The sequence below is a fragment of the Sphingobacterium sp. UBA7855 genome (assembly GCA_002500745.1).
GTDB lineage: Bacteria > Bacteroidota > Bacteroidia > Sphingobacteriales > Sphingobacteriaceae > Sphingobacterium.
Window position 1 is genome coordinate 230,083 of record DLST01000018.1, and the last position, 12,650, is coordinate 242,732.

Annotated in this window: 9 protein-coding genes; 1 reads left to right on the forward strand and 8 read right to left on the reverse strand. The window is 43.4% G+C overall.

Annotated elements, in window-relative coordinates; all coding sequences use genetic code 11:
* Both B2107_RS17315 and B2107_RS17320 read right to left on the reverse strand, forming a co-directional pair.
* Complete coding sequence (locus tag B2107_RS17315; protein ID WP_293956946.1) at nucleotides 1-1,152, reverse strand: CaiB/BaiF CoA transferase family protein; 1,152 nt, start codon at nucleotides 1,150-1,152, stop codon at nucleotides 1-3.
* Complete coding sequence (locus B2107_RS17320) at nucleotides 1,145-2,308, reverse strand: ABC transporter substrate-binding protein (RefSeq protein WP_293956947.1); 1,164 nt, start codon at nucleotides 2,306-2,308, stop codon at nucleotides 1,145-1,147. Before B2107_RS17320 ends, B2107_RS17315 begins: the two co-directional genes overlap by 8 nt.
* Nucleotides 2,309-2,690: 382 nt before the next feature.
* Between B2107_RS17320 and B2107_RS17325 the strand changes: the two genes are divergently transcribed.
* The gene (locus B2107_RS17325) at nucleotides 2,691-3,467 is read left to right on the forward strand and encodes an IclR family transcriptional regulator (RefSeq protein WP_209578213.1); all 777 of its coding nucleotides are present in this window, start codon (nucleotides 2,691-2,693) and stop codon (nucleotides 3,465-3,467) included.
* 5 nt (nucleotides 3,468-3,472) lie between these two features.
* On the opposite strand, the gene B2107_RS17330 is transcribed toward B2107_RS17325, so the two are convergent.
* The 6 genes from B2107_RS17330 to B2107_RS17355 all read right to left on the reverse strand — a co-directional run bounded on the left by B2107_RS17330 (nucleotide 3,473) and on the right by B2107_RS17355 (nucleotide 12,568).
* A complete protein-coding gene (locus B2107_RS17330) occupies nucleotides 3,473-5,053 on the reverse strand; it encodes a sodium:solute symporter family transporter (RefSeq protein WP_293956949.1) in 1,581 nt (526 codons plus the stop codon).
* Nucleotides 5,050-6,144, reverse strand: coding sequence for a Gfo/Idh/MocA family protein (locus B2107_RS17335; protein WP_293956951.1), 1,095 nt, complete (start codon nucleotides 6,142-6,144; stop codon nucleotides 5,050-5,052). Before B2107_RS17335 ends, B2107_RS17330 begins: the two co-directional genes overlap by 4 nt.
* A gap of 1 nt (nucleotide 6,145) precedes the next feature.
* A complete protein-coding gene (locus tag B2107_RS17340) occupies nucleotides 6,146-8,656 on the reverse strand; it encodes an L-rhamnose mutarotase (protein WP_293956952.1) in 2,511 nt (836 codons plus the stop codon).
* 66 nt (nucleotides 8,657-8,722) lie between these two features.
* The gene (locus B2107_RS17345; RefSeq protein ID WP_293956953.1) at nucleotides 8,723-8,863 is read right to left on the reverse strand and encodes a hypothetical protein; all 141 of its coding nucleotides are present in this window, start codon (nucleotides 8,861-8,863) and stop codon (nucleotides 8,723-8,725) included.
* Nucleotides 8,864-8,895: 32 nt separating this feature from the next.
* Nucleotides 8,896-11,292: a glycoside hydrolase family 2 TIM barrel-domain containing protein gene (locus B2107_RS17350; protein WP_293956954.1), complete on the reverse strand. Its 2,397-nt coding sequence runs from the start codon at nucleotides 11,290-11,292 to the stop codon at nucleotides 8,896-8,898.
* 154 nt (nucleotides 11,293-11,446) lie between these two features.
* A complete protein-coding gene (locus B2107_RS17355) occupies nucleotides 11,447-12,568 on the reverse strand; it encodes a glycosylase (RefSeq protein ID WP_293956955.1) in 1,122 nt (373 codons plus the stop codon).
* Between the last annotated feature and the right edge of the window lie 82 nt (nucleotides 12,569-12,650).

Here is a 12,650-nt window from a genome sequence, read left to right on the forward strand (position 1 = left end):
TTAATTTTCTAAATAATCGTGAACAATTGATGCGGTATGCTGGCCCACTTTTGGTGCAGGTTTGTCCGCATATAAACGCTTTCCATCAATCTGGTAAACACTACGGGTGGTGGTTAGCGCGGTACCGTCTTGTAAACTGACTTCCTGCAACATCCCTGTCTCCTTAAAACCTTGCTCCTCAAAAAAACGATGGTAATCGTTGACTGCACCACACCAGATCCCTTCCGATTCCAAACGGGATACCCATTCGCTAGTGGTCTTCTGGCACAATACTGTAGCAAAGGCCTCCAATATTTCATCACGTCGCGAAAACCAGGTTGAAGCATCTTGATAAGGCTCACTAGACAGACCTATTGTTTCTGCAATATGTCCCACGTTGCCCATAGCCAAAGCTAGATAACCATCAAGTGTCTTATAAAGTCCATAGGGCGCACTTAAATAAGCATGGCCTGCGCCTCGAACAGCCGAGCGCTGTGGCAACTTACGTCCATCATTGATATGTGTGGTCAACATTTCAAACTGCATATCCAACACAGATTCAAGCAAACTGACTTCAACAAGAGCGCCCTGTTGGGTACGGGCACGTTTCAACAATGCCGCCAATATACCTTGTGTCAGATGTGTCGCGCAATACATATCGACCACAGCCAATCCAAAAGGTACTGGTCCATCCTGCCCACAGCCTGATAGCCAAGAAAGTCCCGACAGCGACTGCACCAGCAAATCCTGACCCGGTTTTTTGGACCATGGCCCTTCATTACCGTAGCCCGTTACTGTGGCATAGATCATCTTTGGATTGATTTTCCGTACGCTCTCATAATCCAAACCGATCTTTTCCATCACCCCCGGACGGAAGTTATGTGTCATTACATCCGCCTGACGGATTAATTTCTTAATATTTTCCAGATCATTTTCGTCTTTCAAATTGGCCGCATACGATTCTTTATTTCTATTAATGGTATGAAACACCAGGCTGCTCTCATCTACAAAAATATTTTTAATCGCAATCTGTCGTCCGCCTTCTCCGGCGCCAGGACGCTCGATTTTGACAACTCGGGCACCGAGATCAGCCAACCGCAGGCCAGCGGTTGGCCCGGCCATAAATTGTGAAAACTCGAGCACTAAAAGTCCTTCCAGTGGTTTATTATCCATTGTCTTCTTTGTCCACTAATGATTCCCGATACATCTTGTTCATCTTTTCTAATACGGCAACTTCATCCCCGCCCTGTCTGAGATAGTCAACTACAATATCACCGGCGTGATCCTGAAAATACAGATGACCATCATAACGCGGGCGCAGATAGGCACGCTCCAATGTAGGCAGGGTATTTTTAAAATAGTCGGCCGTATAGGCGTTGACTTGCTCATCTTCCCAAGCACCTAAATGTCCCGGCTGACCACCATTTTCGACATATAATGTTGCCTGAATTTCTGGTGACGCAACAAATTGGGCGTAATCCATACCCACAGCAATATGTTTGCTCTGAGAGGATACTGCTAATCCCGCACCCCCCAGTGTGCTAATCATTGGCGTACCGTTTAACGACACTAAATCATGAAAATGCAATACTTTACGAGCATAACCAGTTCGCGCATAATTGGAATAACCATACGCAAATGGACAATAGGCAATTTCATCCCGCTGCGTCATTTCTTCGAACACTTTGAATGGATTTTTCTCATAAAATCCAGCATCCAATTCATCCGCAAGTGATTTGAATAATTTTAGGACCTGTACCCCGATGGCTTCGCTGATTACTTTTTCGTCGTTTTGGCAAGGTTCTTCACCCAAAGAACAACAAAGACCATAAAAGTGCATCAAAGAATCAATCGGCAACAGTGAAAATCCAACCCGTCCTGCTTTAGCTAAGGCCAAGACTTCTTCAAAGGTACGCGGGAGCGGCACACCTAGCGAACGTAAAATATCTGGGCGACTTGCAGCCACTGGTGTCGCCGCATCTGTAGCCAAGGCCCATTGCTTGCCTAGAAAGTTGTAGCTTTCATAAGACTTCCCAACACTATTCGCCTGTTGACCGGCCAAAAACTCTGTAGACAGATAATCATCAAATGGAGCCAGCATCCCCTTAGCAGCGGCATGTCCCGTCCACGGATGATCGATCACCAACAGGTCATATTCCTTGGCTAAATCCGTTACCGACTTATCAGCGAATTCCTGCAAAGTACGTTTTGTCCAAACAATCTCTACTTCCGGATGTAATTCTTCATAACGTTGTGCCGTTGCAACCATTGGCACAAAACCTCGCGAATGCCCCCAGGTAATCCCCTTTAACCGGATTTTCTCTGTCATTGTATTTATGTATTATTTTATGTAGTCTTGTTGAGATCCTTATCAACCATTTGATTACCAAACATCAAGTTATTCCAATCTCCAAAAACAGTAAAACATAACATTGTAGTTGTAGCTATTTTTATCCTATTCTTCTTGATTATCCAGGCAAGATAATATAGCATAAGCCGCGCAATACTGTAATCTAATGTTGGAATTAAATATGTTTATAATCTTTTTCCCTTCTAATGCTTTTTCGCAATGAAAAAAGCGGTTTATAATATTCAAATATAAATACAATATTTGAATATAAAAATTTAACCTGTTTTTTTTGGATCGCTAAAAACGCCTCTTCAAATACTTTTTTTATCTTTATCCCAATCATTTGTTAGCAAAATATTTTATGACATTAAATAGCTCCGATAAATATAAAGCGCCAGCACTCGAAAAGGGATTGCAGATCCTGGAATTTCTGGCCTTGCAACCAACGGCGCAATCACAATCCGAGATCGCCCTTGGCTTAAATCGAAGTCCCAATGAGATCTATCGGATGCTTGCCTCGCTGGAGTCCAATGGCTATATTCATCGTGATCAGATTTCATCCAAATATTCGCTTTCCCTGAAGTTATACTATCTATCGCATCGCCACTCTTTTGTAGAGAAATTACGGGCCACCTCATTATTGCCAATGCAAGAGAGCTCTAATGAAATTAAGGATCCATGTCATCTCTGTGTGATCTACGATAACCAAGTCATGGTAATTTCCTACGCCAAAGGATCATCCCCCATCAGCATCGTAGTTGAAGAAGGAAAGCTGTACAATACTTCACAAACGGCTTCTGGCAAGCTTCTTTTAAGTTTTTCAGATGCTGAAAAAAGAAAATCCATTTTAGGAGCTGATCCCTATTACAAAAGCTTAAAGAAAACAGAGCGTCAACAGTTTGACAGCGATTTGGAAGATATTAGAATGAAAGGATTTTATGAGATGCCCAGTGCTTACGCAGAGGGCATTATCGATATTTCCGTCCCTATAGGAACCAATGAAACAGGTATAATCGCCTGCCTCACTGTTTCAAAACTCATCCGACGTCAAACTGAGCATACTGTATCCACGGAGGACATTGTAACAAGCCTAGAAAAATGCCGATCACAAATTGAATCCAATCTCGGATTAAGGTGAAAAAGTCATTTCAACACCTTGTACAACAATAGCATTACGACAAATAAAATTGTCCAAGCGATCTTAACCCGGTTACTTGGCTTGTCCATCTTAATCTCGACCATATGCTGATGTGCTAATTCGTAAGCTGATTTTGGAAGGAGCAACGACACACCAATTCCAATAAGCAGCAATAGAACAAACAAACTGAATGAAAGCATCAAGTAATGCGGCCAAAAAGTATAGACATCTTTAGGAAATATCCAAAGATAACATATTCCTGTGCCCAAACTTAGTAGCGCTCCTAGGGTTAAAATGGTATTAATAGCTGCTCGATTAGTCCGTTTCCATAACACAGCCATCAGGAAAGCGACCGCTAAAGGGGGCGCGATAAATCCAAGGATAGATTGGAACACATCAAAAAGATTAAGTCCTTTAATTTGATCGATCGCCAGTGCGACGAAAACCGAAGTTAAACAGCCCATAATCACCGTATATCGCCCTATCTGCGTAATCTGCTGATTGTTTGCTTTTGGTCGAATATGCTTGAGATAAATGTCCATGGTGAACACCGTACTCAAGGAATTAAGCGACGAACCAATGGTGCCCACCAATACAGCAATTAACACCACGATTACCAATCCATTCAGGCCTGTAGGAAACAGGTTAGTCACCATCGTCATATAAGCAAGTGATGGGTCTTTAAGTCCCGGAAATAAAACCGAACAGATGATACCGGTGAGGATAAACAACGGCAAGGAAAGTATCTTGAGCCAAGCGATAAAGTTAATTCCTAGTTGCCCCTGTTCGAGATTCTTGGCTCCTAAAACTGATTGTACCATGGCTTGATCCGTACAGAAAAAAGCGATCGCTGCCACTGGATATCCTAAGGCGATGGCATACCAGGGGTAATCTGGATCACTCGCAGGTCTGATCAATGACCAATAGCTAGTCGGAGTCTGCTGTGCCAAAGCACTTAACCCTCCGATTTTGGACAATCCAAGAAAAGTTAAAAAGGCCGACACGGCGATCAGCAAGATCATCTGAAAGATATTGATTTTAGCAACTGTCTTTAATCCACCCGTATACGCAAACAGACCAGCTAGGGAGACTAAAACAGTAACCGATTGCCACATTGGAATACCTAAAATCTGCCGTACTAAAAATCCGCCAGCAAATAGTCCCAACGACAACCATGAAATAAGCATTTTTACCAATGAATACCAAGCCAGAATAGTCTGCGTATTTGGACCGAACCGCTTGCCCATAAACTCGGGTAAGGTGCGTACTCCGGTAGAAATATAGCGTGGTGCAAACACCACCGCCAATAGGAAAAGATAGATAAAAGCATACCAGTCAAAATTGACCGCAACGATACCTGTGGTATAGCCTACTGTAGCAAAAGCCAGCAACATGGACGGTCCAACGTTAGTGGCCCACATATTGAATCCAATACTGTACCAGCTTAAGGATTTGCTTGCCAGGAAGTGTTCTGCCCCGTCTACCTTTTTACGGGATGACAAGAGACCGATTGTCAGTAATACTAACAAATAGGCTACGACGATGCAATAGTCGTAAATGGTTAACTTGTCTAAGATACTGTTCATCTTCCTAAGCTCAAATCGACACCATATCTTTCCAGCAGTTCCTTTGGACGGACAGGCTTTCCTGTTGTCAATGATTCATCCATAGCTTGCAATAAAGCTATTGTCCCGATACCTTCTTTCATATCTGGATAGGCTTCCTCTCCAGTACGTATGGCTTTTGCAAAATGCTCTAGGTAATTTTGATACTCACCAGCGTGATGGCTTTTTCCTTCAAAACGGAAATAGTGTTTTAGTTTATGCTCCCAAGTCAACATGCGCTCTTCACCGGTTTTATCGGTAATCGCATAACGAAGGTCCATATAGTCAGCCTGGCTCGCCCCTTCTGTCCCTCTTAGAATACAGCTCATTTCGCTATCTCGTGTGACAGGCTGCACCGGCCCCGTATACGCCCCGCTCACACGGGCGACCCGGCCATCTTCGGCTTTAAAAATAAAATGCATCGTATCAACATTTTGAAGCCCACCTTTTTTCCCATTAGCACTCAACATGCCATAGCCCATCACCTCTTCAATATTGGGGAGGTACCAGCGGATGAAATCAACTGGATGGCTCAATCCTCCATAAAGCCATTTGAAAGAAGACTGCAAAGACCAAGGTTTATCCAAAAACCAGCGGTGATCAGCGTGATAATAACCTTCGATCGTAATTAAGTCACCAATCAGTCCAGCGTCAAAATCTTCTCTTTGCTTTTTTACCGGTTCAAAAAAACGGGAACTCTGTCCGACAAAAACACGTTTATTTTTCTGAGCTGCGCGTTCCAATAAAGCGTTGGCATCAGCAAGATTATCGATAAAAGGTTTGGTACAGATGACGTGTTTGTCATGTGCCAATGCTAGCTCGATGTGCTTCGCATGTAGATGATCCGGAGTATATATGGCAATGGCTTCAATATTTTCGTCATCCAGCATGGCCTGATAATCATTGGTATAAGCATGAAAGTCAAACTCTTTCATCCGCTTGCGCCCAAGCTCCTCATTCAGATCGCAAATCTTGACCAATTCGATGTGAGGGCTTTGCAATGCGGCTGACATCGTACTGCGCCCCTCACCTAATCCTAAAATCCCTAATTTTAACTGCTGTATATTTTCCATTTTACTGTTTATAAAAAATCCATGTTTCATTTTTTCGTGTTCCGGGAATACCTTCCTGATAGGAACTCATGAGTTTGTTCCACTCCACAACTCGTGGATTATGCTTGGTTGTCAACAGATCAATTGTTTTAAAATCCTGTCCTTTTGGAAAAGAAATATATAACATCAGCTGACGCCCATTGCGATAGACGAGCACTTCGTCAAATCCAGCGTTACAGAAACCTGCCGCAACCTCGGGCCATTCTTTAAATTGTGTTTTATGTGCGTTGTAATAGGCCTCCTGTTCTTTCTTATCATCGATCAATTGGGCGGTCAGTAGCACAAAATCGGTATCAATCTCTTTTTTACCAGCACAGCGGCTTCGGTCAAAGTCGTAGAACAGATCGGTAAACAATTTGTATTCAACCTCAGGATAATGAGCAATCCACGCACTCGCTAATTTTTTACCAATCTCATCACTGGTCATGACGAGCGTGTAATCGTTCCATCGATATATCTGTTCAGCACCCACTCCTTCTTTTGCCAAAAATCCTTTGATTGCTTGTGTTGTCAATTTGTGTTGCGGATCATAGATCTGGAAAAAAACAGGTTTGGTAAAAGGAATATAGGCATTGAAAGATGCATTTTTAGGAATTGATCGTTTTTCAGACAACAAATAGGTATAACGCAGACCGATGCCTGCTTCGTCTTTGACACAGGCATCCGCATCGGGGCCATTTTTTATCCACTCAACACTCGGCCCATTGGCATTTTGCAATATTTTATTAGATGGGAACCAGTTGTTACTCACATTCATATAGGCAGAACCCTCATCGGTATAGAGATAAAACCAATGCTCAGGAATATGCGCATAAGGTGACACATAGATGCTATCGATATAATTTTCCTGAATTTTTGTTCCGGGTTGTGCCGATAAAGTGTAAATACCAGCTACATCATACATGTATTTACCATAACGTGTGATCTTATTTTTTAAAACACGATTATTTCGCATGGCATTGACTGTAGGTGTCCAGCCCCAGCCCAAGCTAATTCCTGTGTACGGAAGATCCAGCAATTCATTGTTCGTAATAGCTACATTGCGGACAAATCCGGCGCCAATCCCCACCGTTCCCCAATCCTCATTTCCAATATCTTGGATTAGATTGTTACTGACGACAACACCATCGGTCAAGATACGCTCGTTGTTGGGCTGAAAAGGCAAATGTGCTTCCATTTGTTCGTCTGAGAACTGACCGAGCAATATTCCGGATCCGCCAATATCCTGAAATAGATTTCCATTTAAACTATCTTTTAAATTGCCGGCCCGGTAGTCTATTCCTGTCGCGGCCAAATGAGCAAAACGGCACGCAGAAATTTTGGTAAATGCGGTATGACGGAGTAGGACCGCAGCTTGCGGCCGACCCAACCAAGCCTGATTTTCCAGCCCAGCTTTATCAACAGTCCCCGGCTTAGCTAATTTATACGCATCCAAAAAATACATACCTGCCTGTAGCGCAACATGTCCAGCATAGTGGGGTCTCAACCAGGAGCTGTGCTGAAATTGAAGCCCTTCGATATATACATGACGAACAGGTGATTCCAAAGTCCCTTGCATCCTCAGGATCGTTTCAAGATAAGGCGCTACAACATGTAACTTGCTTAAGTTTTCATCAGGTCTTTTATAATAATATACTTTATGGTTTTCTTCATCCAAAAACCATTCTCCCGGCTGATCCAAAAATTCAAGGGCATTGACCAGACGAAATGCAGAATTGCCATATTCCTTAGACAACCAAGGCTTAGGCCAAGGGTGTTCATTCTGTAATTTACCTTCCGGTTCATGAAAAAATAGTGTGGTACTATCTTTTGTGACTACCGCCTCACGAACCCGGAGCTGCGCTATTGCCCACCACTGATGGATGAAAAACTCCATTCCAGCTTTATAGACAAACTTTTTAGGGAATACATTAGGAATAATAGCAGCCTGCTGCTTAAAATCCCAATTAATAATCCGTGGCAAGTGGTCATCATCATGGCTTTCCGCACGAATCGCCTTACGTGAGCCAACCCACAATTGGCGGAAAGGGAAATACTTTCCTCCGGCCTGAGGGGCATCTGCCACCACGATATGCTTAGCTATAGCAGGATCCAGTCTCTTTTCACCTTTTACTGGCTGCCAGCCCTCAATAGAAATTCCACCCGAAAATATGGCTTCGTTGCCTACCGCTTTTATCCAGGTCGGACTTTCGGCTGTTCCGCTGTCTTCAGGACGTATAAAAATAGTCTGAGTAGGCACATATTGTCCGTCTTGAATCCAGATTGTGATGCCATGATGCATACGCGGATCGTTTAATCGTCGCCATTCCCTAGCCTCACGCAGGGCATCCTCCAAACATGAAAATGGAGCTCCCGGGCTGCCATCCCGTTGTTCCTTGCTGCTTTGTTTACCCACATGGATTTCACCTGTCTGCGCCGACAGACTACCGAGCGAAAAAAAAATAAAAAACCATATGAGAATTGTCTGCTTCATCTGTAAATAATTTAAATATGATACTATTCGGTTTCAGCCGTAGTTATAGACTCAGAACAATGGCTATCAATAGCCACTGTTCTGAAGAAATTCACCGAGGTTGCTAATAGCATCCATCTGTCCCTGCGGAATTGGCCGAAGGGCATCAACACCATTCGTACAGCTGTTTACCTTAGGACTGAATAACGAACCTGAATTAAATTTCACCAAAAAACGATAACAACTATATCTCGCTGTACCTAGATCGATATTTGTTGGTCACCTAAAGCCGAGCTGATAATCACAGTACAGGGTGCGTCGACCATTTTTTGAATAATTCCTAATGCTTTTCCTTTAAATGTTTTTCTGTTGGGACGATGCAGCCCTCTTAGATCGGCTTGAAACCCATTGTCAGTGCCGAGTACTTTTGCATCTCCCTTTACAATAAACTCAATTTCTTGATCATTGTGCAACACGGACTGTCCTGCTTGATCCACCAGTTCTGCGGTCACAAAATAAAGGTCCCTGGATTCTCCTGTGGCATATTTTTCATGTTCCACAGAAACTTTTACTGCATGTGCTTCCGTGGCCGTGCGGACACTCGCTTCCTGAACAATTTTACCGGCCCGCTTTTTAACCACCTTCAGTTCGCCTTTTTCAAAAGGCACCTTCCAGCTAGCGTGCAAACGATCTGCTGTCTTTGCTGAAGTTCCCAAACTCTTACCATTGAGAAACAGTTCGACCGCCTCAGCCTTGTTATAATAAGCCCACACGTCCACCGTATCGCCCGTTTTCCCATTCCAATGCGGTAAAAGATGCAGGACATCCTTGTCAGTCCATTCAGACTGATACATGTAGTACACATCTTTGGGAATACCGGCAAGATCAACAATGCCATAGTAAGAGCTCCTTGCAGGATAAGGGTAAGGAACGGGTTCGCCAAGATAATCAAAACCGGTCCAGACAAATGTTCCCGCCAAAAAAGGACGGTTCTTGACCGCCAACCAAGCTTTCTCATGGCTTGTGCCCCAGTAGGCGGCAACATTATCATAGGCCGATACCGTATAATCAGGATTGCCATTGACGACATATTTGTCCTTCGATGATGCAGGCCAAAGCTGAATCGTGTCGTGCAGCCTGTCATATACCCCTCTGGTCTGTAAGGCAGACACGGTTTCTGATGCCAACAGCGGTATATCTTTGAATTCTACAGGTAATTTCTCATAATCTTCATGTTTGTAGTTGAAACCCAGTACATCCAAAGCCTCTGCCTGTGCGATAAAATTCTTGACATAATTATTTTCGGTCAAGGCAGCAGTAACGGGGCGTGTTGGATCCAGAGATTTTACCAATCTGGCCATTTCTTGCGTTAAGGCAATACCCGTGGAGTCAAATTGCTCTCGGATTTCATTTCCGATGCTCCATAGGATAACCGAAGCATGATTACGATCTCGACGCACCCATGCTTCAATATCCTTAAGATGTTCCGTAGGAAAGTCAATGTGGTAGTCGAACTTATTTTTTCGCTTTTTCCACATGTCAAATGCTTCATTATAAACCAAAATTCCCATTTCGTCGCAGAGATCGAGTAACTCTTCTGCGGGTGGATTGTGTGCAGTTCGAATGGCATTTGCACCCATTTCTTTCATCATGACAAGCTGTCTTTTCGCAGCAGACTTATTAAAAGCGGCTCCTAAAGCACCCAAATCATGATGCATACATACTCCTAAAATTTTCAAGGCCTCGCCGTTTAAGTAGAAGCCAGTTTTCGCATCAAAGCGAATTGTCCGGAATCCGATTCTCTTTTCAATTTGATCTTCGACTGTATTATTTTTAGTTAAAAGAGTGAGTTGCACACGATATAAATTTGGCGACGCTAGGCTCCACAATTGTGGCTTTTCCACTTGAAGTGATGCATCAATATATCCATCTTTCTCAACCCCTGTCTTTTTTAACAGTATATTTCCTTTGGGATCCCATACAGTAATTTGATATTTATTCCCTGCAACGCCTTTAGGTCGCGCCAACTTATTCAATTTAGAACGTACTTTAAGCTGCCCCAATACACCCTGTATTTCCGGCGTAGTGATAAAAGTTTCTTGTTCGTCGAGGTGTACTTCGCTGCTTTTTATGAGATAAACATCACGGTAGATTCCGGAACCTGAATACCACCGGGAGTTTGGCTGTTTACTATTATCCACACGAACAGCGATCCGGTTGGGCTGGTTCCCAAATTTAAGATGCGGAGTCAGATCCAGTGTAAAAGAGAGGTAACCATTGGGCTTTTTCCCAAAATAAACTCCATTAATCCATATTTCTGCATAACGGTAAACTCCGCCAAAGTACAACTGTATATTTTTACCTTGATCTGCGGTAGGTAGCTTAAACCGCTTACTGTACCAGCCAATTCCGCCAGGCAATGCACCACCGGCATTACCTGCTGGGTAACTAGCATCAAAATCAGCTTTGATACTCCAGTCATGGGGTAATTCAACCGATTCCCAGGCTTGGGCATCTCCGTCGTTCAAGTGATAGCCCAGCTGATCCTGCAACGTAAAATGCCAGTTTTCATTAAAGCTGATTTTTGAACGTCCTTGTCCGTATACAAGCTGAAGTTGAAATAAAAAGAGAATAGAAATAAAATAATATAAATTCATAAGTAAATGGTTATTGATAAGCACTGCTTTCATTGCAGTCAATGATGGCTTCGTGCTTGCGCCTTTATTCGTTAGTCTATATTGAGGTATTTAAACTTCCTTCGGGTTTATCCATTAAGAATAGTTTTTTGAAAAGTGACCTAGGCCTGAGGGGCTACTCTTGCTCTCGGCTTAAGTCTTTAAAACGCACCGTACTTCTACCTAAATCTTTAGAGGTCGCCAAGGCTATACCACGGTTACCTTTGCTATCTACGGCACAATAAAAGTGATAGACGATACCCTCCGTTTTCAGCACAAAAGACTTGTGCGCATATTGCTGATCAAAGCTCTCACTTGATTCAATCAGGTTGGTGCCTTCCCAACCCGTCCAATGGATCAGGTCTTTGGAAGCGGCAAAACGGTTAAATGCCCCTTTACGATCTTTCCAAAATGCCCCAAAATAGAACATAACCCAGGTATCATGAATACGTTGGATCATGGGGTCACCCGTGATGCCGATAGGATGATGAACCACCGGATCTTTTTGAAAACGCTTCCAGGTTTTCATATCGTCAGATACGGCCATACCAATCCGTTCATACCAGCGGGTTGCCTTATTATTCACCAAAGAATCGCCCACGGCATTGTAATACATCACAAAACGATGTCCTGTATTTTTATCCGGGTCTTCAATGACATAGCTTTTAAATAGCTTATGACGGTTTTCCCACCAGGAAACATCTGGGTCTGTACTGTTCAGGACAGGATTGGGCAGCTGCTGCCACTGGACGGGTTTGATGGGCTTCATATTGGTATAAGCGATCCCGATAGATAATGGTTCAGGCTCATAGCCTGCGGTAGAACCGCCGAAATAAGACATCCAATATTTTCCAGCATAGGTATTGAGTTTATATGTTCCACCCCATTTTGTATCAACCAAAGCATTGTATCCTGCTCGCTGCTTGGCATCCCAGTTACCATCGGGTGCCACAGAAAGCTGTTTCCCCAGGGTCTCCCAATGCAGGAGATCCGAGCTCTGCGCCAGCCAGGTCTCATAACCACTTCCATCAAACACAATATAGGTCATATACCAATATTTTCCGGCTTTGTATAGCGTTGGACAGTCTATCAGTTCACCTTTATGCTGCGGAACCAATACGAGCCCGTACTTGTAAGGTGTCTTTACTTCTTCATAAATTTTTGTCATTTCCGCACTGGGAATTCGTTGAGCATGTGCCCAAGATGTCCAGCCTGGCAATGCAAAAAACAGCAATAGTATTCTTTTCAGTCGTCTCATCTGTAATCGTTATTCTTTCATCGTTGCTTTCAAGTCCCTCATGTGACAGCCAGACCATTGTCCATGCTACTTTTAACGACGG

Coding starts and splice junctions, on each gene's coding strand:
- B2107_RS17315 (WP_293956946.1), bottom strand. CDS start 1,152: ATGGATAATAAACCACTGGAAGGACTTTTAGTGCTCGAGTTTTCACAA.
- B2107_RS17320 (WP_293956947.1), bottom strand. CDS start 2,308: ATGACAGAGAAAATCCGGTTAAAGGGGATTACCTGGGGGCATTCGCGA.
- B2107_RS17325 (WP_209578213.1), top strand. CDS start 2,691: ATGACATTAAATAGCTCCGATAAATATAAAGCGCCAGCACTCGAAAAG.
- B2107_RS17330 (WP_293956949.1), bottom strand. CDS start 5,053: ATGAACAGTATCTTAGACAAGTTAACCATTTACGACTATTGCATCGTC.
- B2107_RS17335 (WP_293956951.1), bottom strand. CDS start 6,144: ATGGAAAATATACAGCAGTTAAAATTAGGGATTTTAGGATTAGGTGAG.
- B2107_RS17340 (WP_293956952.1), bottom strand. CDS start 8,656: ATGAAGCAGACAATTCTCATATGGTTTTTTATTTTTTTTTCGCTCGGT.
- B2107_RS17350 (WP_293956954.1), bottom strand. CDS start 11,292: ATGAATTTATATTATTTTATTTCTATTCTCTTTTTATTTCAACTTCAG.
- B2107_RS17355 (WP_293956955.1), bottom strand. CDS start 12,568: ATGAGACGACTGAAAAGAATACTATTGCTGTTTTTTGCATTGCCAGGC.